The sequence below is a fragment of the Bradyrhizobium sp. 4 genome (assembly GCF_023100905.1).
Classification (GTDB): domain Bacteria; phylum Pseudomonadota; class Alphaproteobacteria; order Rhizobiales; family Xanthobacteraceae; genus Bradyrhizobium.
Genome location: NZ_CP064686.1, coordinates 5,491,527 through 5,511,071 on the forward strand (window position 1 = coordinate 5,491,527; position 19,545 = coordinate 5,511,071).

Consider the following 19,545-nt stretch of genomic DNA (forward strand, 5'->3'; position numbering starts at 1 on the left):
AGGCGCCGACCCGCGCCATCCAACCCGACCGCGGCAAATGTTTCATGGTTCAAACAATCAAGCAAGCCATGCAGGCCGGGCGGTTTCGTCGTGGGATACGCCCTATATGGTAGTGCAGCGTCGCACAGCAGCAGATGGAGGCAACCTATGGCTGAGGCAAGCAAGACAAACCCGCAAGCCGTCGAGCGGCTCGGCTATCTCGGCCTTGGACTGATGGGGACACCGATGAGCCGGCGCCTGCTCAACGCCGGCCATCAGGTCACTGTCTGGAACCGTTCGGAAGGGAAGATGGCCGCGCTCGTCGAAGCCGGTGCCAGGCGCGCAGCCAGCCCACGCGACTTGATGGAGAGCTCGGACATCGTCTTCATGTGCGTGACGGATGCGGCTGCCGTGGAAGAGGTGATCTTCGGGCCCACGAGCATCTCAACAGCGCCCGGCGCGGGTAAGCTCGTGGTCGACTTCTCGTCGATCCATCCTGATGCCGCACGGGACCTTGCAACACGATTGTTAGCTGCGAACGGCGCGGGCTGGATCGATGCGCCGGTGTCCGGTGGCACCAAGGGCGCCGAGGAAGGCACGCTTGCCATCATGGCCGGCGGAAAAGCAGGCGATATCGAGCGGGTCCGCCCCTACGTACTGGCCATGGCACGAAGGTTCACCCACATGGGCCCGACCGGCGCCGGCCAGACCACAAAGCTATGCAATCAGGTGATCGTCGGATGCGCGATGGCTGTTCTTGCGGAGGCAACACGCCTTGCCGTGAACGCCGGAATCGATGCCAACCGGTTGCCCGAAGCACTCGCCGGCGGCTTCGCGGACTCCATTCCGTTACAGCTGTTCGTGCCGCGAATGGTCCAGGGCATTCACTCACCGCCGCTTGGTCAAATCGCTACAATGCTCAAGGACCTCGATACCGTCGCCGATGTCGCGCAGACGACGTCGACCCCGGTGCCCATGGCCTCGCTCGCCGGACAACTTTTCAGGCTCGCCAAGGCCGCGCGAGGCGCGGATGCGGATGCGCTCGAAATCTACAAGCTTTCGGCAGGGAGCGCTGAATCATCGAGCGCGAACTGAAGCACGCTTGCTGTGACTGCTTGCGCTAGCTGTCGGCGAGAAATCGGCCGAACGCGCCGCGCGCGAAGAGCAGCGGCTCCTTCGCATTGTAAGTATAGGCCTCGACCGCACCGAGAAAGATCACGTGGTCGCCGCCGTAATAGCGATTGACCGAGCGGCATTGAAAATTGGCGACGCTCTCGGCGAGCACCGGCGCGTTGCCGAGGCCCGGCGTCCAGTCGACACCGGTGAACTTGTCATCAGACGACTTGGCGAATTTGCTCGCAAGCGCCTGTTGCGAAACGCCAAGAACGTTGACCGTGAAATGACTGGCGTTCTGGAAGATGGTCAGACTAGAGGAATAGACGACGAGACTCCAAAGAACCAGCGGCGGATTCAGCGAGACCGAGGCAAACGAATTGCACGTCAGGCCATAGGGCTTGCCGTCAGGCGCAGCGGCTGTGATGATCGTCACCCCCGTGGCGTAGGTGCCTAGCGCACTGCGGAAATCACGGGGATCGATCGGCGAGTTGTCGCTCGCGAGTTCGTTGGCCGGATCGGGAACGGCCGGCTGCTTCGGCAGATCATTCATCGGCCGGCCTCACAGCGTGAGATTCTCGGACGGCAGGCCCAACGCCACGCGTCCATAGTTGGTCCCGGCTGCGTCGAAATTGAACGCAAGATGCGAATTGATCGCGTGCGCATCGCGGAATTGCCGCTGCAACGCGCCCGTCGTGAACAGGCCCCGTGCTCCGCTCGCAGCAAACAGCATCGACACCGCATCCGTGCAGAAGTTTACTGAAAAGGCGCCGTCGCGCCGATATCTGGTCTTGGTCGCCATATCGGCGATATGACCCCGCCTTGCATCCTCCATGGCATTCAGACAGGCCGAGCGCATGATCAGGCGTGCGGCGTCGATCTTCGCCGAGGCCTCGGCGATCTTGATCTGGGTGCTTTGAAAGTCGCTCAGCCTGGCGTGGTTGTAGGTGGAAATGCGATGACGGACGACCTCCGCATAATCGTCGAGACACGCCTGCGCGTTCCCCAGCGCGACGCCGGAGAGGACGTAGGGAAACAGCGAGAACACCGGGAGCGCATACAGCGGGTTGGGATTGAGCTTGCTTCCCGGCGTCGGACCCCCGTCAAGATCGCCGACTGCAACCGTCATGTCCTCGCGCACGAAAGCGTCCCTGACCTCCACGTCGCAAGACCCCGTCCCGCGCAGCCCCGCGACATTCCAGGTGTCGAGGACCTTGTAGTCGGCTTTCGGCAGCAGAAATATCCGATACTCGATGCCGTCCGCCTCGTCGTCGGAGTAGACGACGCTTGCAAGCATGTTCCATGCGCAGGAGGCAACGCCCGAGGAGAACGGCCAGCTGCCATGGAGACGGTATCCGCCCTCCACTCTCGTGGCACGTCCGGCAGGAAAAATGAACGAGGACGCGATCAGTGCGTCCGGATCAAGGCCCCAGACCAGATCCTGCGCCGCCGGCTCGAACATGCCGAGCATCCAGTGATGGCTCGCCAGATTGGCCAGATTCCACGCCACCGACGCGTCCGCCTGTCCGAGCAAATCCGCGCAGTCGATCAAGGCGACATAATCGAGTTCTGCGCCGCCAATGCGCTTGGGCTGAAGCATCCGGAACAGGCCCGCGTCGTGCAGATCCTTCTCCGTTTCGGGCGGCAAATGCCGCAACTCCTCCGTCCGCGCCGCCCGCTCTCGCAGCCGTGGGATGAGCGCGCGCGCCTTCGCGACCATTGCCGCATGGGCAGGTTCATCGAATTGCGCCCCTGCGGGCCGGCCCACGCTCGGCTCTTGACCAGGCGCCATTCGTATCCCTCGCTTTATGCATTTATGCGGCTGGAACATCGCCAAATCAAGCGGATGCAGCGCTAGGGCGCGATTTGCACGTCCCAAGGGAACGACCGCTTGGGTTCAGACCTGCTCCGATGGCTTGCCCGATCCAAAAGCCCCCTTTTGGTTGAACTCCGAGATCCGACGCTCGTCGTAACCGAGCGTATCACGCAAGACCTGCTCGGTGTGCTCGCCCAGCAATGGAGCAGCCACAGGATCAATCGGGCCGGTCAAGCTCATGGCAATCGGCGGCTCGATGTTAGGGACCCACTCTGCCGTACGATGCGGAATCCGGTTCAAGCGATGGCGCGCTCGCGCCTCCGGTGCATTGAACCCCTCCTCGACCGTCCGCAGATAGCCGACCGGGATATTGGCCAGCTTCATCTTGGTCATCCAGTTCTCGAGAGTATCGCTCGCGAAAACCTCCGCAATGGCTGCCCGCAGAAGCTCCTTGTTCTCGGAACGCGCCTTACGCGAGGCAAACTGCGGATCGGTGATCAGTTCCGGCCGGTTCAGCACCTCGACCACCAGCCGACGATAGAGCCGATCGTTCGCGCAGGCCATGTAAAGCGCCCCATCGGAGGCCTCGTACACGCCGACGGTAGGAGAGCCACTCGGCGAATTACCAAACCGGCCGGGATTTTCGCCGTTGATCAGATAGGCCATGCCATAGAAGCCGGTCATGCCCATCGCGACGTCGAACAGGGCGACCTCGACATGCTGGCCTCGACCGAGCCGATCGCGCGCCAGCAGCGCCATCAGGATGGCGTTGCAGGCAGACATCCCCGTCGCCATGTCTACGATCGGCGGGCCGGTGCGAACCGCCGGGCCATCAGCAAATCCGTTGAGCGACATGAAGCCGCTTTCCGCCTGCGTGATCGGATCAAAGCCGGGACGCGAGGCAAACGGTCCGGTGCGCCCGTAGGCGGAGATCGAGCAATAGACCAACCGCGGATTGAGCGGCGCAACAGTTTCATAGTCGAGGCCAAATTTCTTCATGACCCCGCTGGAGAAGTTCTCGACGACCACGTCGGCCTTGCGAATCAAATCCAGCGCGATCTCACGAGCCTCCGGCACGGTAAGGTCGAGCGTGATGCCACGCTTGTTGCGATTGAGGCTGAGATAGGCAGCACTCTCTCCACCGATCTCGGCGTGTTCATACGCACGCGTGTCATCGCCTCCGTCTGGATTCTCGATCTTGATGACGTGCGCGCCGAAATCAGCAAGCGTCTGCGTACAGGCCGGGCCGGCAACCACACGCGTGAAATCGACGACCAGCAGACCGTCGAGCGCGCTAGGCGCCCCCGTCGCGCGCGACGAACGTTCCGGCAATTGAGGCTTGGTGGGCATCGACGGCGCTCCCTTACATCGGCTTATGGTTGCCGAATTTCCCGCAGGAGCAAACTTAAAGCCCGGCACCGCTGACTTCGCAAGTCCTTCGCCCGCATCGCTTCAATACGCAAAAAGGGCCCGGCAGCTGTCAAGCTGCCGGGCCCTTGGACGTTCCGTGTTGCGCTTCATCTCGCGCGAACCATTTTCCGTAGCGGGAATCGCGTTCCGCACCACGGGAAACCTGGCTCCATTCGCTCAGCGAAGCCGCTTTCGCCAGTAAAGCGTATGCGCCCAGGCCCAGGGCACTTGGGGTTCGAAGAGCCGATAGCCTGCCCGAATGAAATTATTGGCAGACACCGGATTGTCGGTCGTATCCGAGACGATGCTGTCCCATCCAGTACGCCGTGCCCTTGCCTCGATCACCCGCATCATCCTGCACTGGCGGTCACGTCCCCGGTGCCGCTGCAACACACCGACCCTGGAGAAATAACCGCCATTTCGAATGTGCGTTGACGGCACGACACCGGCAAAAGCTACTGCCTCATCGCCGTGATAGGCAAGCCACCACGCCCCCAACTCGAATCGTGGCAAGGCAGCCGCATCGAAGAACGTCGACTGATGCAGATCCGCCAATGTGTCGGCGATGTCGTCATCGGATGCATCGACAATGCGAATTCTGTACATGGGATGATCCATTGGGGTGGAGTGCAGTAACATCGTGCCGATTGAGGCTCACTTGCCCAGCACGACCTTGACACCTAGCCAGACCGCGCCCATCAGCCCGGTGGCGACAGCAGCGCATCCTTGATAAAAGAATAGAGCACCATGAAGCCGCCGTTCTGCTGCATGAAGACGTGGTTGACGTAGTCCGTCTCCTGCTGCGCGGCGGCGACGTCCTCCGGACCGACCGGCTCGAAGCGCACGACTTCGTCGGAGCCTGCAAAGATGTCCATCAACGACGGCATCAGGCCTTCGACGGTGTCGGCGACGTCGGTCGACACCGCACGCGAGCGGCCGTCCTGCGCCGGCATGTCCTTGCGCATGTCGCCGAGGTAATAGTCCATCGCGTCGGCCCGCTCCTCGGCGAGCCGCGCCGCCGACATAGCAGCGAGTGCGTTGGCTTTCTGGGAGGCGAGCATCGCCTTTACTTCGGAGATCGACATTTTCGACATGAAATACCTTTCGGCCAGAGCTCGTTCACCGCGCTGTTCGGTGGACCGGCTTCATCAGCGTGGCATTATGAAGGGCTGGACCCAGCGGGCAAACCAGGCATCGTCATCGCCCTGCCATCATTTCCTCGGTCATCCGTGCCCCAGATCGGCGGCGGGATCGAATGGCTCGGCTCTCCCGCGAACGCGCCGATTGGCCGGTTGCTTGGGGCGCCCCGATCATCAGAACGCGTGCCCCACTGACCGAATCGCTCGTTCAATCCCGGGGACGGCAGATACGGCACAGGCGAAGCACCCGACCTGAACACGTCCGTTCCGGAGGGAGCATCCTGCCGGGTCAAGCGGCGAACATCGCGGCGAGAGACAGCGGACGCATCACCGGTGGATTTCTCGGACGCGTTCGGCGCAGGCGCGCTGCCGCCCGGAGACGTAATCCAATTGCCAAACCGACCGGCAAACGTCGCGCCTTGATCCGCCCCCGCAGCTTCAGCATCGGCTGGGTACGGCGGCTCACCCGCCGCTGGACGGGAGCCTCCTTGTCCGGACAACGGGCGTCGCACGCGCTCCGAGGGCGTGTCATATCATCCGCCGACGAACGCATAGTCGCGCTGGATGCCGCGCAGCGTGTCGGGAATAGGAAGCCGGTGCTGGCTCATGACTTTCGCCTTCGGATCCCGCGCAAGTGTATCCGCGATATCAGAGAGATATTCATCATCAACCCGCGGAAGCGCATAGAGTCCCGCATTCACGCCGGCGGCCTGCATGATGCGGTCAACGATCGTCGTACAAACGCGAGGATCGCGCTTCATGGCATTGTACCAGAGTCTCTCGCGCCCAATGAGACTGATCTCGGCGTGCGCGGACCTGGCCTGTTCCTCGGTGATCGGCACGGTGTAGGTCCGGTGATCGTCGCCGAACACGTTGGAAAAGTCCGAAGGCAGCGCTGTCGATCCCGTAGGTACGGTATGGACGTCAAATTTGCCTGGGCTGATCGGCGCATTGTGCCAACGCGGACCGAAGCCCGCATAGGTCTGCCCCGACGGATCAGTCAGAGTGACGGCCGCGTGTCCGACGCCATAGGGATTAAGTTGAACCGTAAGTGCGTGTCGACCCGGCATTGATCACTCCTGAACTTCGTGCCTCCATTGCGAAACATCGGCACGTTGGGACTTTGACGGACGTCGTATTCATTGCAAGCCGCCCAGACGAGGCAACCGTCTCGCAATCGACGCTCGCACGACCTATCGATCGTCCCCACGGACTCGATCGAACCACCAATGGTCGATGCGGTTCAGCGTCGGCGCGACCCCGAGGACAGCCTTCTCAAGGATCCATCCGAACAAATAGGCGGCCGCCAAACTCAGCAGATACACCCCGACTTGAACGAAGAAATAGCCGTTGAGCAGCAGCCACTCCATCGTGGCTCCTGGCATGGCTCCCACGACGAGCCAGCCGGGAAGAGCGCTGAGCGCCATGAACAATCCGCTCGTCTTACTGTCGCGCGCGAGATAGGCGGCTGCCAGCATGAACACAACATAAGACGCGTAGAAGCCAACGCAGATCAGGCCGCCCCTATTGAACCTCACGTCCCTCTCCTCCCGTCATCCGGCATCGTGTTCGAACCTATATGCGCGCCGGAAGGCGATGTGGACGGCGAAGACAGCCGCAAGCAATACGATCGCGCAAATTCCAAATCCGATCCAAGCCGCAGCGGCTTGCCGCAGCTCGATCCGGCCTGTCGCATCGCGACGCTACCACGGCCACTGCAATGGCTGCGGCGTTGCACTGAATGGTTCGACATAGATCCGGCCGAAGGAAAGGAATGGTAGGACGGCTCGCCACCGCGTATCCGATCAGGTCGACCAGTATTCTCAACGTCGACATCGCAAATCTCACGCAGCGGTAGACATTACACCTCCTAGAACATAACACGAACACGTGTCAACCGCAGGTTTCACCGCGGCCCATTGTCTCACTCACACCCACCCCTGCTCGGCATAGCGGATCGGCCGGTTGAACGCGGCTGCCCTGCCTGGCTGCTCATGGCAGATCGCCATCAATCCCAGCGCATCGGCGGCGTGGCTTGACCAGTCGTGCTCGGGGCCGAGCCCGATGTTGCGCGCCTCGTCCTTGCGCTCATGATAAAAGCCGAGCGCCTCGCGGCCAGGCTCCGTTGTGTCCTTGTTGAACCAAAGCTGCGGACCAAGTCGCCGCAATGCCTCGATCCGCATCATCGCGGCGCCCGGCCCCTGGTTCTTCACCGGAGGCTCGACCGTGAATCCGGCCTCGCGCAGATGATCCTCGTAGCGCTTGCCGGTGATGTTGTTGGCGGCGATGCCGTCATGCGGCAGGTAAAGAATGGCCTGGTCATAGCCGCGCGAGCGCAGCCAGTTGACGTGAAACGCCAGCACCTGGCCGACGCTCTCGTAATAATCCAGGACGCGAATTTCAGTGCCGACCCACTGCACGATCCAGATCGCGAAGGCATCCGCCGCGGCGCCAGCGCCGCCGATGTCGATGAAGGCGCGCAGTGGCAACAGCGGATCCGCCGCAACCTTTCCGATCCGTCCCTGCGCGCGCGCTTCCGACAGCAACGAAGCGAAATAGGCGCCTTCGAAGGCGCGCGCATATTCGCCCTCCCAGATGTGATCGTAGCGCTCCGGATAGAGCTTTCGATCGAGCAACCGTTCCTCCGTGAGCACGTCCGGAAACCAGGGATTGTCGCGCCAGTTCGCCTTGACGACGACAGCTCCCTCGGGCCGCCGCCCGCGCAAGAAATCGTCGATCGCATCGCTCTTGCGGCGCGGATTCCAGCTCGCCCACAGCTCGGAGTCTTTTGCGCGGATCGTCGGCCGCAGCAACGCAAGGCTACGCGCGCTCAACGACTGAGCCTCGTCGATCCAGGCGATGCGAAATCCTTCCAATGATTTGATCGAGTCGGCTGTGTGATCCTGAAGCCCCCGAAAGATGATCAACCCGTCGCCAGGCGTTTCGATTTTATCGCTGAAGAACTTGAAGCCGTGGCCGAGACCAAGACTTGCGATCTTGCCCTCGATCAGCCGCTTGGAAGATTGCGCCAGCGTCCGCTGCGCTTCGCGGATGCAGACCGCGAGCGTGCCGCGCTCGGCCTGACAGGTCTCGACAAGAAGCTCGCCGAAGAAATGCGATTTGCCCGAGCCGCGTCCACCATAAACGCCCTTGTAGCGCGCGGGTTGCAGCAGTGGCTCGAAGACCTTGGCCGTCGGAATTTTCAGGATGGACAATGGATGCGCTCGCTCGCACTACGACAGGCCGGCACGCCTCCGCCACATCGCGGCCCAGTCCTCGTTGCTCGGAGTGTCGGAACCGAATTCCAGATCGATCTTTTCACGGCTTAGGCGTCATCCCAGCATCCGCATCGCGCAGGCTTGCCGGATACACGATGATGCGCTCGATCCGGTGAATCAATTCCAGCACGCGATCCTCCCCGTTCTCGATCGGCTGCGCCGCCTTGCCCCAGCCGCGATCGAGGATTGCATTGGCGGCGGAGACACGGGCGGCCGGCGTTGCATCGTCGCTGCGCATGATGCCGACCAGCACCCTGAGCGCGGTTCTGGTGTGACTCCGTGCCAGCGAGCGGATTTCGGTCAGGCTGTGCGCGCTGGACGTCTTCCGTCGCGCAGGCGCGCGGACCGGCTCGCTCACGAGCGCAATTTCCATGTCCTCGCTCAAGACAACGTCTCCCACAGCGCGATTACAACCAGGCCCGCGAGTGCGAGCGATATCAGATAGGCTGTCATGACTTCTCCACAAAAAGAAATGCGCGGCAGATCGCGAGACGAAGCGCGATCGTTTCGGGCGCGAACCCTATCTCCGTTCCCGGAGGCCGCAGCGGCGCGAGCACTGGCCCAGCGCCGCGGGCCGGCACGTTCGCGCGTGCACGGCCAGCAATGGTACGGACGACGGCGCGCCGATCGGCGCTCCAGGTTTGACGAGTGCGTGGCCGCAATGCGCCGCCGCCGTCCGATCTCGATCGAGACGAAAAAACCCGCGGCGGATGCGTTCCGCGCGGGTCAACCAAACTCGTCTCGATGATGGCATTATGCCGGTGTTTTGCCCGACGTGTCAAACGAACGAATTCGCTCAAGCTGCGTTAGGCGATCAGGAGGCCGGCAGATGACGCTCAAGACTCCATCACAAGACACATCGCGAAATCTTACAGGACCAAAGCCGCGCATCGACAAGGCGCGCGAGACGCAAGAGACCGTCGTTGAAGACCCCGGCGACACGGACAACAACGACCGCGATCTCGTGCATGGCGAGGGCGGCACCATCGACCTCCCCACCGGCCCCGGCGATTTGTCGAAGGACGATTAGGCCGCTCCGCAGGCGGCGCGACGTGTGAAACATCGCTCATTCGACCACGCCGTGCGGAACTTACACCAAGGCGGGCGCGTTTATTCCTTCAGGAGGAACATTCTGCGATGAGCCACACCGTACTGGTTGTTGACGACGATCCCGGCGTGCTCGATGTCCTTGTGGGCATGCTGGAAGATCTCGGCTGCGGCGTCATCAGCGCCAATAGCGGCCCGGATGCGCTCGACCGGCTCAGGCAGAACCAGGACATCTCCATCCTCATCACCGACATCAACATGCCCGGCATGGACGGTCACGAACTCGCCGAGCTGGCCAGACGACGCCGCCCGGAGCTGAAGATCCTGCAACTGTCGGGACGTGAACCCCGGCGCGACGGCCTTCCCATGATCAGAAAGCCGTTCTCGTTCGAGGAACTCGCCAGCACCATGCAGCGGACTGTCGGCATCTGCTGAAGGTCGCAAGCCCGAAACGCCGGACAGCGCAAAAATCCAAAACAAAACCCGCGGCGGATCGCCTCCGCGCGGGTTGAACCAAACTCTTTTCGATGATGGCATTATGCCGGTGTTTTGCCCGACGTGTCAACGCGCCGAATGCGGACAAAGGATTTCCCTCTCCCCACTCAGATATGTGGTGTGCAACGGGCTTGCTTCAAGCCCCCGACCCTGCCGTAGAACCCTCGACCCGAACACCATCCAAACCCGAGGGGTCATCACATGCCTGTACTGCTTCCGACGTCCCGGACGCGCGGCCACAGCAAAGCCACCGGCGCCCACCACGCAAACGACCACGCCGTGGTGATCGCCGGCGCTGGCCCGACCGGCCTGATGCTGGCCGCGGAGCTCGCGCTCGCACAGGTCGACGTCACCGTGGTCGAACGGCGCGCCGACCAGGCGATCGCCGAGACCCGCGCCGGCGGCTTGCACGCGCGCAGCATCGAGATCCTCGACCAGCGCGGCATCGCGGATCGTTTCCTGCGCGAAGGACAAATCACCCAGCTCGCAGGCTTCGCCTGGACCAGGCTCGACATCAGCGATCTCCCGACCCGGCACGCTTACGGGCTCGCACTGCGGCAGAGCCACATCGAGCGCATCCTGGCCGACTGGGTCGGCGAGCTCGCGGTGCCGATCCATCGAAACCGCGAGGTGACGGGTTTTGCGCAGGACGAGGCCGGCATCGACGTGACGCTGTCCGGCGGCGAGACCTTGCGCGCGAATTATCTGGTCGGCTGTGACGGCGGCCGCAGCCTGGTGCGCAAGGCCGCCGGCATCGACTTCGCAGGCTCCGAGCCAACGCTGAGCAACCTCATGGCCGAAGTCGAGATGCGAGACGAGCCCGCATGGGGCCTGCGCCACGACGCGCTCGGCTTTCACGGCCTCAGCAAGACCGAGAGCGGACGCGTGCTGGCGGTCGTGACGGAAGCGACGCTCGATCGCACCGGCGCGCCCGGTCCGCGCGATCTCAGCGACGCCCTCGTCGCCGTCTACGGCACCGATTTCGGCCTGCAGAACCCGTCCTGGATCTCCCGCTTCACCGATGCGGCACGGCAGGCCGTGTCCTATCGCAAGCGTCGCGTGCTGCTCGCCGGCGATGCCGCGCATATCCATCACTCCGTCGGCGGCCAGGGCCTCAACATCGGCGTGCAGGACGCCGTCAATCTCGGCTGGAAGCTCGCGCAAGTGGTCAAGGGCCTGTCGCCCGACAGCCTGCTCGACAGCTACCACGCCGAGCGCCATCCCCTCGCCGCGCGGACCTTGCGCAACACCAAGGCGCAAATCGCCCTGCTCCGCCGCGGCGAGGACGGCCTCAAGGCCGCGCGCGAAATCGTGTCCGAACTGCTCGCCATGGACGCGCCGCGCCAGCGTTTTGGCGCGATGATGAGCGGGCTCGACGTGCACTATGATCTCGGCGAAGGACACGCGCTGCTCGGGCGGCGCATGCCCGATCTCGATCTGACGGTGGACGGGCGTCCGCTGCGACTGTTCACGCTGCTGCACCGCGCGTGCGGCGTGCTGCTCGATTTTGTCAAGACAGGCGGCTTCGACATCGCGCCCTGGACCGATCGCATCGACCACATCGAGGCCGAATACGACGGCCCGTGGCAGCTTCCGGCGATCGGACAAGTCGCAGCACCCGGCGCCGTGCTGGTGCGGCCCGACGGGCACGTGGCCTGGGTGGGAGACGAGAGCCAACACGGACTTGCAGAGGCGATGACGAGGTGGTTCGGACCGGCCGCAGACTAGTTTCAGGTCGGGCGCGAAGGAACGCGGCTCAAGATTCGAATATTCGTGCGCTCACCGTGCGCAGGCTCATCGACGCTGCCGGCTTGCTGCGGTGGCGTGGGGGCCGGCTGACGAGATAGCGCGTCGCGCATCCATCGAGGTAAACCGATCAGAGCCGCGTTCTCTTGCTGTGGATGCATATTTTCAGGCGCCACGGGAGTCGATGGCGACGGTGTTTTCATTGCAATTCCTCGTCTGGAGACAAGACGATGCGAAGCTTACGAAGCCTCGGGTTCGCGCGTCTCATTGTTGACTATCGATGGATGATCCGGATGTACGATGATGCGTTCGATCCGTTGCAGCAATTCGCGCGGCCGTGCGTCCGTCGCTAAGGGCTGCACCGGCTTGCCCCATCCACGATCGAGAATAGCGTTTGCGGCGGCCACCCGCGCGAAGGCATTCGCTGTCTCTCTAAACATGATGGCAGCAAGCACGTTGAGTGCGGCTTCGGTCTTGGCGCGTGCCAGGGTTTCGATATCGCCCAGCGTTGGTGCCCTGAAACCTTCACTGGCCACATGCTGAGCAACAGGAAGACGCAGCTCGGTCCTTCTCCTAAATTTGGTCATTGGAAATCCGTTTATTAAATGACGAGTCTCCGCAAACAAAAAGCCCGCGGCGGATTGCTCCGCGCGGGCTGATCTTCAATGATGCTATTCTGCCAGTGTTTTGCCCGACGTGTCAAATCCGTAGTCAATAGCGGAATGTGCTGACACGCCCGCTGAGGGCCAACAGATGACCTCAATGTCAGGCGCGGATGGAATGAAGGGCCAGCCAGCGCGACCGGCTGACCGGAATCGATTCAACCTGCAGCCGCGAACAGGATCCAGGAGACTGCGAATCGGGTTACCGACTTCTCGGTTGATTGCATGATCTCGACGTCGAAACCTTTCTGGTCGGCACGAGTAACCTCGACAAATAGGCTGGTCACTCCACGATCTCCTCCAATATGGAAACCGGTCAAGGAGGCCAACACGACGGGTTTCGCATTCTTGATGTCGCGACCGTAAGGAATATTGAACTTGGTTTGACCAGACGTATCGAATTCAGCGGTGCCACCAGCCAAGGCTGCACCAAGAGAAAACGTTTTCATGAATGCCCCTATCAATTAAAGCGGGAATAGTTTCCCGCAACAACTACAGCAGAGGGCGCCTGTTTTTGCAACCATCCTAAAGTTAGAGGCTAGGCCCGCACGCGACACCTGGGCCCAAAGAAAGCCGGCCGCTCACGCGACCGGCTTGCCACGAACCCACGGACTGGCGCAAAATTGTCAGCCCCCCAGCTTACGATCCACCTTCTTCCGACTGCTGCCGACCTTCTTGACCGCCTTCTTCACGGCAGAAGCCGAGCGGCCCGTCTTCTTTGCCTCGTAGCTCACTTCGTATTTCTGTCCGCCCGCCACGCGCGCGCGGTCCTGCTTGCGACCGCGAGCGGTCTGCTTCTTCGCTTTAGCCATGTTGACGCTCCTTGCACCTGCAAAACGCAAGAGGACTCAAACGGTTCCTAGCGCCCATTAGGGCCGCGCCAATCAGCGGAACGAATCCGGCCTTTAGGATTCGAATCAACGTGTTCGTTGCGTGGAGTTTGTCAGTGGCGTTTCAGCGTCAGCGTAAGCCGGGGGTGATCGGCGTGAAAGCGCCCTTCCCCGGCTTCATCGAACCGGCCTTGGCATCGGCGATGGACCGCGTGCCATCCGGAGAGCGGTGGATTCACGAAATCAAGTTCGACGGCTACCGGGTGCAGCTTCATTTGGCCAACGAGGCCGTCACAGTCTACACCCGTCGCGGTCACGACTGGACCAAACGCTTCAAGAAAGTTGCCGACGACGCTTGGCACATCAAGGCGGGATCGGAGGTCATCGATGGCGAGGTTGTCGTCCCTGCTGCCGATGGCAGCACCGATTTTTCCGTCCTTCAACACGAGCTGAAGGGCACATCGTCCAAGATCATGCTCGTGGCATTTGACCTGCTTCATCTCAATGGGCGAGACCTGCGGGGCCTGCCGCTGTTCCAGCGCAAGGCCGAGCTGAAGAAGATCATCTCCGGAACCGACGTGCAATTCAGCGAGAGCTTCGAGATCGAAGGGCGCGAGATGTTCGCACATGCCTGCAAGGTCGGGCTTGAGGGCGTGGTCTCCAAGGTTCGCGACAGCATCTACAATAGTGGCCGCGGCAATAACTGGGTCAAGACAACTTGCGCGCAACGAGAGACGCTAACCATCGCCGGCTTCGCACTCGATGAAGGCAAATGGGACGGCATGTATCTGGGGCGCCATAAGGGAGATCATCTTGTTTATGCGGGCAAGGTTGACCACGGCTTCGACAAGACATCTGCCGCAGAACTGCAAAATCGATTGAAGCCGCTCATTCGCAAGACGCAACCTTACGCCAAGCGCATCGCGCACAAGGGCATCTGGGTCGAGCCGAAGCTGCTTGCGGAAATCGAATACCGCGCCAAGTCGGCCGAGGGAAAAGTCCGGCATCCATTCTTCAAAGGGTTGAGGGAGGATCTGTGAGAAAGCAGATGGTGGTTTACTGCGCCCATAATTGTAACACCGAATTCGAGACCGACGTTGAGGACGTCGAATGCGGTGCCGGCCAAATCGTCTGCCTGGAATGCGACGGAGGCGGGCGCTGCCTGTTTCCTCCGGAGATGGTCGGAGGCGAACTGGCCTGCGTCGATTGCAAGGGGACGGGCCGCCAGTTGGTCAGCATTTGAATGCGCCTTGGTTTTCCACAGCCACGACAGGCAGTAGCTCATTGCGCTCCTCGCCTACCACCCATCGATAATTTGCCAGCTTGGCCGGCACATGGCTTTGATCGCCGCATGAGCACCAAGTCCCGCCAACATCTCTACGGCACTCAAATCAAGATTTCGGCCGAGCGCGCCAAGGAGGCGCGCAAGGAGGCCGACAAACTGGCTTGCGCGGCCTGGAACTATCGGATGCTTGGCTATAAGGGCCCGGCGCAGCCATCGCCGACGATCGGAGACGCCATCAACGCCGGCTTCCTATACCTCGAAGTGCGATGCCTTGGATGCGACACCAACCAAACCGTGGCGCTCGATATCGTCCGTCGTGCCAAGACGACGCCGGTGCATGAACTTGAGCGCTACATGCGATGCAAGGACTGTTCGGAAGTGCGGCGCTATCCGTATAAGCGAAGCGCACTTGTTGCATTATGACCAACGAAAATCTCGGCGGATAATCCGGCATCTTACTGGTGGCCCGGCGAGCGCTAAGGATCGTCGAACATATGTGCAATCTCTATTCGATCACCACCAATCAGGCCGCGATAGCCGACCTCTTTCGGGTCGTCCGTCGCTATGAAGGAAATCTGGCCCCGATGCCCGGCGTGTTTCCGGATTACCCCGCGCCGGTCATCCGCGACGCAGCCGGCGAGCGAGAGATGGTGCTGATGCGCTGGGGCATGCCGCCGCCGCCGCGTACCGGCGGCCCGCCCGTGACGAACATTCGCAACACCTCGTCGCCGCATTGGCGCGCGTGGCTCAAGCCGGAGCACCGCTGCCTCGTCCCGGTCAACAGCTTTGCCGAATACGCACCGGAGCCCAACCCGGAGACGAAGAAGAAAGACATCGTGTGGTTCGCGCTTTCGGAGGCTCGTCCGCTGTTCGCGTTCGCCGGCATCTGGACGACCTTCAATGGTGATCGCGGCTCGAAGTCGAAGCCCGTTCTGGGGCCGCATCAGGTGTACGGATTTCTGACAACGACGCCAAATGCAGTCGTTGAACCGATCCATCCGAAAGCAATGCCGGTGATCCTGACCTCAGCGGAGGAGCGAGAGGTTTGGCTGAGGGCGCCCTGGGATGAAGCCAAGGCGCTGCAGCGGCCGCTGCCCGACGAGAGTTTGAAGATCGTGGCGCGGGGAATCGAGAAAGAAGACGCCTTGACCGCGAACTTGCCGGCGTCCGAGCCGGGCTAACGTCCGATTAGCGTGCGCTTCTGTCCAAAAGTGAACATTGCCTCAAGTTGAGTAACCCGCTCAAACCCTGAACCTGCTCACGCAATTTAATCCGCCGACATATCATATGCTGTGTCTCTCCCTCAAACGCGGGGCGTAAGCTTTATCCATCACCGCAAGGCAATTGGCGTCGACCGGTGATGAGAACGCCGAAAAAGCGCTCCCACCCCGCACACGAACGAGGGAGACGTGCATGCCGACACGCCGACGATTCAAGCAGACCACGACACTCACCGAACGGCTGGCCGAGGAGGCCGCCCGGCTGCGCGAGGAAGCGCGCACGCTGGCACCGGGGCGCCGCCGCGAGATGCTGCTGCGCCGCGCGCGGCAGGACGAGACCGCCATGCACATCGACGCCTGGCTGCAATCGCCAGGGCTGAGGGCACCGTCATGATGCAGCAATATCGCGCCTATCTGGTCGGCGACAACGGCGTGTTCCGCTCCGCCGAGGCGTTCGAGGCCGCGTCGGATGCGAACGCCCTCACCTTCGCGCAGCAGTTCACGCGGCACGGCAAGGTGGAGGTCTGGCAGCTCGGCCGCAAGATCGCCGTGCTCGAGCCCGACTCCTACCCGCCGGAATTTCTCACGCGTCAATGATCGCGTGATGTCGAGGGCGGCCTGAAGGTCTCGATCGCGAACGAGAACTTGACCTGCATCACGGGACCTTTGGCATCGCGAACGTCGATCGCCATGGTCTGCCTGGCACCCGCGGGAGGCGCGGAGAGGATGGCATCGCGCGCCATGTCCGCGACCGACTTGGCGGCCTCCGCCTGAACGGCGCGCGCGCTGGCCAGCTCCAACCCTTCCTCGTCGAGCGCTACACCGGTGTCGTCGCGCAGGTCGAAATAATATCGGGGCATTGCAGCATCCTTTGCCCGTAATAGGCCCGAAGCGGACAAAGAGTTTCCGGCGGCCCCGAAAAAATCTGGTGGAATCAACGGGTTCCGGGAACCCGGGGTTTTCCCGACCTGCGCCTGCACTTCGCCTGCGTGTACCCATCTCAGGTCGATCCGGCAGGCAACGAGCGCCGGCCGCGCCGCCCCTCCCCCGTCATCTCTCATTCCAACGAAGGAGGATTTCGCCTGCTGTGTGCGCGGCGTCACGGATGCACGCGCCATGTCCGCCTATCACTCATCCCACGACGACGGCATGAGACAAAACAAACAACCAGACAGGTGGACCATGACGAAGACCCTGATGATCACGAAGATGGCGGCAGCGATCGTGTTGGCCAGTGTTGCGGCAGGCGTTGCGAGCAGCTCGGCTCAGGCCGGCTGGGGCGAGAACGGACAGTACGGCAACGCGCCGCAGGCGCGGCCCCAGTTCGGTCCCCATTTCAACGGCTATGGCGGCAACGGCGGCCAGCGCCCGGTCGTCTATCCCGGCCCCCGGCCGATGCCCCAGGTCGTCGTCTATCCGCGGCCCGCGCCGCCGGTCTATATCCCGCCGCAGGTCGTGGTCCGGCCGGTCCAGTATCCGGTTGTCGTGAACAGGCCGGTGTACGTTCCGACGCCGCAGGTGGTGGAGAAGACGGTGGTCGTGCAGCGGCCCGCCACCGTGGTTGCGGCACCGGTCGCGGCGGCTGCGCCCACTCCGGTGGTCAACAACAACTGCAACTGCCTCGTGAAGGAATATCCGCAGGCCGGCGTCGTGGTGTTCAGGGATATCTGCACCAAGGAAAGCGCGACCTACACCAACCTGCCGCAGCAGACCACGCAGGCCGTGCTGCCGCCGACCCAGTAATCGCGGGAGCCGGGCTCAGGATACGATGACCAAATCGAACGCGGCAGCATCGCCTGCCGCGTTCGTGTCTCTTCTTGAAGCGAAAGCGACAGGGGCGAAACGACATTCGGCCCTTCACTCCTCCGCAAGCTTCCCGACGATATAGGCATCCACCGTCTCGGCGAACGAGCGCTGCACGCCGACCGCGGTCCCATGCTGGTCGAGCGCGTCGCGCTGGAGCACGCGCAGGCCGCGGCCGCGCATGCAGATTGGCGCCGTGTTCAGATATTGATCGATGGCGCCCTTCGCGAGCGGGATAGCCTTCGGGTCGCCCCTTGCGATCAGAAGCCGCAAGAGGCTCTGGCATTCGGCCAAACCTGGCATGGGATCAGCGCCTCACGCGCGCGATTTCGCCGGCCGCTTGACCGGCTGGGTGTGGGTGCCGAACAGCGCCAGCAAGAACGCGACTTCTTCCTTCGAACCGACCTGGATCATGATGATCTCCTTTTCGCTAGGTTGGTCGGGCACAGCGGGCGGGGCGTTCGAGACAATCGGGTTTCAGCACTGTTTCAGGCGTGTTTCGTCGCGACGCGCGACATGGTCGTCTGAAATAGGAACAGCTGTTCGGGCCAAAGGTTATCGGTGCGTCGGTCCGGATGCACGACCGGCTACCCCCCACGGCCTCAGCTCCGCCCCCGGGCTGGGGCCGTTTCTTCCCCCGCGCAAATTCAACCCGAGCGCGCCTGGTTCTGGTCTCGCCTGGGCTTCTCCCAGGACAGCTTGTTGCAGCCGGAACACCGGAAGATCGCAATCGCCCCCTCGGGTGAACTCACCGCGTCGATGAAGGTCATGGGCTTGTTGCACGCGGCACACATCGGCCGCTGCCTGGTATCTCGGTTCGCCATCCGCGCAAACGCGGGACGGAGCAGGAGGTTTCTATCGTTCTGCTCTTCGCTGTTCCTTAACGCCTGCGACCTAGTTTTTCCCGCGGCGCTTGAGAGGACGTGGGGTTCGCGTGATGGCTGTGAAGTGTGCGGGATGTGCCGACGGGACCGAGCTCCCGTTCCAGTTCAAGATGGCGTTTCAGCCGATCGTCAACGTCGTCGAGCACCGCATCTGGGGCTATGAGGCCCTGGTGCGCGGTCCGAACGGCGAAAGTGCGCATAGCGTCCTTAGCCAGCTCACCGACCAGCAGCTCTATCGCTTCGACCAGGCCGCACGCGTGCTGGCGATCGAAACCGCAGGCGCGCTGTTCGACGATCCGGAGGCGCGGCTCTCGATCAACTTCCTGCCGAACGCGGTCTACGAGCCGCGCGCATGCATCCAGAAATCGCTGGAGGCCGCGCGCCGCGCGAGCTTTCCGACCTCGAATTTGATGTTCGAATTCACCGAGAACGAGCGGATCAGCGATCCCGCCCATATCGAAAACATCGTCCGCGCCTACAAGGCCTTCGGGTTCTGGACCGCACTGGACGATTTCGGCGCGGGCTATGCCGGCCTCAGCCTGCTTGCGCGGTTGCAGCCGAACCTGATCAAGATCGACATGGAGCTCGTGCGAGACATCCAGCTCAGCCATCCCAAGCAGGTGATCGTCGCCTCGGTGGCCGCGATCGCGCGCGAGCTCGATATCACCGTGCTGGCCGAAGGCGTCGAGAGCGAGGCCGAGCTCACTTCCTTGCGGGCCGCCGGCATCGCGCTGTTCCAGGGTTACTATTTCGCCAAACCAGGCTTCATGTCGCTGCCGCAGGTTGCGGGACTCCAGCGGCTGGATGTCTCGATCGCAAGTGCCTCGTGAAGAACGGT

The 19,545-nt window shown here is 62.4% G+C and carries 27 protein-coding genes; 12 read left to right on the forward strand and 15 right to left on the reverse strand.

What is annotated here, in order from left to right; translation table 11 throughout:
- Positions 1–90 precede the first annotated feature (90 nt).
- On the forward strand, positions 91–1,074 hold the full coding sequence (locus tag IVB45_RS26135) for an NAD(P)-dependent oxidoreductase (RefSeq protein WP_346016173.1): 984 nt from the start codon (positions 91–93) through the stop codon (positions 1,072–1,074).
- A 25-nt stretch (positions 1,075–1,099) separates the two neighbouring features.
- Here the strand turns inward: IVB45_RS26135 and IVB45_RS26140 are convergent, their stop codons facing one another.
- From IVB45_RS26140 to IVB45_RS26170, 7 genes are all read right to left on the reverse strand, one after another.
- Positions 1,100–1,645 carry a flavin reductase family protein gene (locus IVB45_RS26140; RefSeq protein WP_247356512.1) on the reverse strand — a complete coding sequence of 182 codons (546 nt, stop codon included), beginning with the start codon at positions 1,643–1,645 and terminating at the stop codon, positions 1,100–1,102.
- Positions 1,646–1,654: 9 nt separating this feature from the next.
- Positions 1,655–2,884, reverse strand: coding sequence for an acyl-CoA dehydrogenase family protein (locus tag IVB45_RS26145; protein ID WP_247356511.1), 1,230 nt, complete (start codon positions 2,882–2,884; stop codon positions 1,655–1,657).
- Positions 2,885–2,989: 105 nt separating this feature from the next.
- A complete protein-coding gene (locus tag IVB45_RS26150; protein WP_247356668.1) occupies positions 2,990–4,258 on the reverse strand; it encodes a CoA transferase in 1,269 nt (422 codons plus the stop codon).
- A 237-nt stretch (positions 4,259–4,495) separates the two neighbouring features.
- Entirely contained in the window at positions 4,496–4,924 is a 429-nt protein-coding gene (locus IVB45_RS26155) for a GNAT family N-acetyltransferase (RefSeq protein WP_247356510.1), read from the reverse strand.
- A 92-nt stretch (positions 4,925–5,016) separates the two neighbouring features.
- Positions 5,017–5,412, reverse strand: a complete 396-nt coding sequence (locus IVB45_RS26160; protein ID WP_247356509.1) for a hypothetical protein — start codon at positions 5,410–5,412, stop codon at positions 5,017–5,019.
- 578 nt (positions 5,413–5,990) lie between these two features.
- Positions 5,991–6,527: a hypothetical protein gene (locus IVB45_RS26165; protein ID WP_247356508.1), complete on the reverse strand. Its 537-nt coding sequence runs from the start codon at positions 6,525–6,527 to the stop codon at positions 5,991–5,993.
- A gap of 123 nt (positions 6,528–6,650) precedes the next feature.
- Positions 6,651–6,995: a hypothetical protein gene (locus IVB45_RS26170; RefSeq protein ID WP_247356507.1), complete on the reverse strand. Its 345-nt coding sequence runs from the start codon at positions 6,993–6,995 to the stop codon at positions 6,651–6,653.
- A 60-nt stretch (positions 6,996–7,055) separates the two neighbouring features.
- On the opposite strand from IVB45_RS26170, the gene IVB45_RS26175 reads away from it, so the two are divergent.
- Positions 7,056–7,238, forward strand: coding sequence for a hypothetical protein (locus IVB45_RS26175; RefSeq protein WP_247356506.1), 183 nt, complete (start codon positions 7,056–7,058; stop codon positions 7,236–7,238).
- A gap of 147 nt (positions 7,239–7,385) precedes the next feature.
- Here IVB45_RS26175 and IVB45_RS26180 read toward each other — a convergent pair whose 3' ends face one another.
- Positions 7,386–8,672 carry a phage terminase large subunit gene (locus IVB45_RS26180; RefSeq protein ID WP_247356505.1) on the reverse strand — a complete coding sequence of 429 codons (1,287 nt, stop codon included), beginning with the start codon at positions 8,670–8,672 and terminating at the stop codon, positions 7,386–7,388.
- Positions 8,673–8,775: 103 nt separating this feature from the next.
- A complete protein-coding gene (locus IVB45_RS26185; protein ID WP_247356665.1) occupies positions 8,776–9,108 on the reverse strand; it encodes a hypothetical protein in 333 nt (110 codons plus the stop codon).
- A 456-nt stretch (positions 9,109–9,564) separates the two neighbouring features.
- Between IVB45_RS26185 and IVB45_RS26190 the strand changes: the two genes are divergently transcribed.
- The 3 genes from IVB45_RS26190 to IVB45_RS26200 all read left to right on the forward strand — a co-directional run bounded on the left by IVB45_RS26190 (position 9,565) and on the right by IVB45_RS26200 (position 12,005).
- Positions 9,565–9,765 (forward strand): hypothetical protein, encoded by a 201-nt coding sequence (locus IVB45_RS26190; protein ID WP_247356504.1) that lies wholly within the window; start codon positions 9,565–9,567, stop codon positions 9,763–9,765.
- 107 nt (positions 9,766–9,872) lie between these two features.
- A complete protein-coding gene (locus IVB45_RS26195; protein WP_247356501.1) occupies positions 9,873–10,217 on the forward strand; it encodes a response regulator in 345 nt (114 codons plus the stop codon).
- 261 nt (positions 10,218–10,478) lie between these two features.
- Positions 10,479–12,005 carry an FAD-dependent monooxygenase gene (locus IVB45_RS26200; protein ID WP_247356499.1) on the forward strand — a complete coding sequence of 509 codons (1,527 nt, stop codon included), beginning with the start codon at positions 10,479–10,481 and terminating at the stop codon, positions 12,003–12,005.
- A 257-nt stretch (positions 12,006–12,262) separates the two neighbouring features.
- Here the strand turns inward: IVB45_RS26200 and IVB45_RS26205 are convergent, their stop codons facing one another.
- The 3 genes from IVB45_RS26205 to IVB45_RS26215 form a co-directional block, all read right to left on the reverse strand.
- Entirely contained in the window at positions 12,263–12,610 is a 348-nt protein-coding gene (locus IVB45_RS26205) for a hypothetical protein (RefSeq protein ID WP_247356496.1), read from the reverse strand.
- A 233-nt stretch (positions 12,611–12,843) separates the two neighbouring features.
- Complete coding sequence (locus tag IVB45_RS26210) at positions 12,844–13,134, reverse strand: H-type lectin domain-containing protein (protein WP_247356495.1); 291 nt, start codon at positions 13,132–13,134, stop codon at positions 12,844–12,846.
- Positions 13,135–13,311: 177 nt separating this feature from the next.
- Positions 13,312–13,497: a DUF3606 domain-containing protein gene (locus tag IVB45_RS26215; protein WP_247356494.1), complete on the reverse strand. Its 186-nt coding sequence runs from the start codon at positions 13,495–13,497 to the stop codon at positions 13,312–13,314.
- Positions 13,498–13,631: 134 nt separating this feature from the next.
- Here IVB45_RS26215 and ligD point away from each other — a divergent pair, with 134 nt between their 5' ends.
- The 5 genes from ligD (at position 13,632) to IVB45_RS26240 (ending at position 16,617) form a co-directional block, all read left to right on the forward strand.
- Positions 13,632–14,555 carry a non-homologous end-joining DNA ligase gene (gene ligD, locus IVB45_RS26220; protein ID WP_247356493.1) on the forward strand — a complete coding sequence of 308 codons (924 nt, stop codon included), beginning with the start codon at positions 13,632–13,634 and terminating at the stop codon, positions 14,553–14,555.
- Positions 14,556–14,866: 311 nt separating this feature from the next.
- Positions 14,867–15,223: a hypothetical protein gene (locus IVB45_RS26225; RefSeq protein ID WP_247356492.1), complete on the forward strand. Its 357-nt coding sequence runs from the start codon at positions 14,867–14,869 to the stop codon at positions 15,221–15,223.
- 71 nt (positions 15,224–15,294) lie between these two features.
- The gene (locus tag IVB45_RS26230) at positions 15,295–15,981 is read left to right on the forward strand and encodes an SOS response-associated peptidase (RefSeq protein ID WP_247356491.1); all 687 of its coding nucleotides are present in this window, start codon (positions 15,295–15,297) and stop codon (positions 15,979–15,981) included.
- Between the two features lie 232 nt (positions 15,982–16,213).
- Positions 16,214–16,414 carry a hypothetical protein gene (locus tag IVB45_RS26235; RefSeq protein WP_027566628.1) on the forward strand — a complete coding sequence of 67 codons (201 nt, stop codon included), beginning with the start codon at positions 16,214–16,216 and terminating at the stop codon, positions 16,412–16,414.
- On the forward strand, positions 16,411–16,617 hold the full coding sequence (locus IVB45_RS26240; protein ID WP_247356490.1) for a hypothetical protein: 207 nt from the start codon (positions 16,411–16,413) through the stop codon (positions 16,615–16,617). Before IVB45_RS26235 ends, IVB45_RS26240 begins: the two co-directional genes overlap by 4 nt.
- Here IVB45_RS26240 and IVB45_RS26245 read toward each other — a convergent pair.
- Positions 16,611–16,880, reverse strand: a complete 270-nt coding sequence (locus tag IVB45_RS26245; protein WP_027566626.1) for a hypothetical protein — start codon at positions 16,878–16,880, stop codon at positions 16,611–16,613. The genes IVB45_RS26240 and IVB45_RS26245 overlap by 7 nt on opposite strands.
- A gap of 322 nt (positions 16,881–17,202) precedes the next feature.
- Between IVB45_RS26245 and IVB45_RS26250 the strand changes: the two genes are divergently transcribed.
- Entirely contained in the window at positions 17,203–17,763 is a 561-nt protein-coding gene (locus tag IVB45_RS26250) for a hypothetical protein (RefSeq protein WP_247356489.1), read from the forward strand.
- 114 nt (positions 17,764–17,877) lie between these two features.
- Here the strand turns inward: IVB45_RS26250 and IVB45_RS26255 are convergent, their stop codons facing one another.
- Both IVB45_RS26255 and IVB45_RS38950 read right to left on the reverse strand, forming a co-directional pair.
- Positions 17,878–18,126, reverse strand: a complete 249-nt coding sequence (locus IVB45_RS26255; RefSeq protein WP_027566624.1) for a hypothetical protein — start codon at positions 18,124–18,126, stop codon at positions 17,878–17,880.
- A gap of 344 nt (positions 18,127–18,470) precedes the next feature.
- On the reverse strand, positions 18,471–18,593 hold the full coding sequence (locus tag IVB45_RS38950; protein WP_256469443.1) for a hypothetical protein: 123 nt from the start codon (positions 18,591–18,593) through the stop codon (positions 18,471–18,473).
- Positions 18,594–18,760: 167 nt separating this feature from the next.
- Between IVB45_RS38950 and IVB45_RS26260 the strand changes: the two genes are divergently transcribed.
- Positions 18,761–19,537: an EAL domain-containing protein gene (locus tag IVB45_RS26260; protein WP_247356487.1), complete on the forward strand. Its 777-nt coding sequence runs from the start codon at positions 18,761–18,763 to the stop codon at positions 19,535–19,537.
- Positions 19,538–19,545 lie beyond the last annotated feature (8 nt).

Bases quoted from the DNA above. Each gene is read 5' to 3' on its own strand.
- IVB45_RS26140 (WP_247356512.1), bottom strand. From the start codon at position 1,645: ATGAATGATCTGCCGAAGCAGCCGGCCGTTCCCGATCCGGCCAACGAA.
- IVB45_RS26145 (WP_247356511.1), bottom strand. From the start codon at position 2,884: ATGGCGCCTGGTCAAGAGCCGAGCGTGGGCCGGCCCGCAGGGGCGCAA.
- IVB45_RS26150 (WP_247356668.1), bottom strand. From the start codon at position 4,258: ATGCCCACCAAGCCTCAATTGCCGGAACGTTCGTCGCGCGCGACGGGG.
- IVB45_RS26155 (WP_247356510.1), bottom strand. From the start codon at position 4,924: ATGTACAGAATTCGCATTGTCGATGCATCCGATGACGACATCGCCGAC.
- IVB45_RS26160 (WP_247356509.1), bottom strand. From the start codon at position 5,412: ATGTCGAAAATGTCGATCTCCGAAGTAAAGGCGATGCTCGCCTCCCAG.
- IVB45_RS26165 (WP_247356508.1), bottom strand. From the start codon at position 6,527: ATGCCGGGTCGACACGCACTTACGGTTCAACTTAATCCCTATGGCGTC.
- IVB45_RS26185 (WP_247356665.1), bottom strand. From the start codon at position 9,108: ATGGAAATTGCGCTCGTGAGCGAGCCGGTCCGCGCGCCTGCGCGACGG.
- IVB45_RS26190 (WP_247356504.1), top strand. From the start codon at position 9,565: ATGACGCTCAAGACTCCATCACAAGACACATCGCGAAATCTTACAGGA.
- IVB45_RS26195 (WP_247356501.1), top strand. From the start codon at position 9,873: ATGAGCCACACCGTACTGGTTGTTGACGACGATCCCGGCGTGCTCGAT.
- IVB45_RS26200 (WP_247356499.1), top strand. From the start codon at position 10,479: ATGCCTGTACTGCTTCCGACGTCCCGGACGCGCGGCCACAGCAAAGCC.
- IVB45_RS26205 (WP_247356496.1), bottom strand. From the start codon at position 12,610: ATGACCAAATTTAGGAGAAGGACCGAGCTGCGTCTTCCTGTTGCTCAG.
- IVB45_RS26210 (WP_247356495.1), bottom strand. From the start codon at position 13,134: ATGAAAACGTTTTCTCTTGGTGCAGCCTTGGCTGGTGGCACCGCTGAA.
- IVB45_RS26215 (WP_247356494.1), bottom strand. From the start codon at position 13,497: ATGGCTAAAGCGAAGAAGCAGACCGCTCGCGGTCGCAAGCAGGACCGC.
- IVB45_RS26225 (WP_247356492.1), top strand. From the start codon at position 14,867: ATGAGCACCAAGTCCCGCCAACATCTCTACGGCACTCAAATCAAGATT.
- IVB45_RS26230 (WP_247356491.1), top strand. From the start codon at position 15,295: ATGTGCAATCTCTATTCGATCACCACCAATCAGGCCGCGATAGCCGAC.
- IVB45_RS26235 (WP_027566628.1), top strand. From the start codon at position 16,214: ATGCCGACACGCCGACGATTCAAGCAGACCACGACACTCACCGAACGG.
- IVB45_RS26240 (WP_247356490.1), top strand. From the start codon at position 16,411: ATGATGCAGCAATATCGCGCCTATCTGGTCGGCGACAACGGCGTGTTC.
- IVB45_RS26245 (WP_027566626.1), bottom strand. From the start codon at position 16,880: ATGCCCCGATATTATTTCGACCTGCGCGACGACACCGGTGTAGCGCTC.
- IVB45_RS26250 (WP_247356489.1), top strand. From the start codon at position 17,203: ATGACGAAGACCCTGATGATCACGAAGATGGCGGCAGCGATCGTGTTG.
- IVB45_RS26255 (WP_027566624.1), bottom strand. From the start codon at position 18,126: ATGCCAGGTTTGGCCGAATGCCAGAGCCTCTTGCGGCTTCTGATCGCA.
- IVB45_RS38950 (WP_256469443.1), bottom strand. From the start codon at position 18,593: ATGACCTTCATCGACGCGGTGAGTTCACCCGAGGGGGCGATTGCGATC.
- IVB45_RS26260 (WP_247356487.1), top strand. From the start codon at position 18,761: ATGGCTGTGAAGTGTGCGGGATGTGCCGACGGGACCGAGCTCCCGTTC.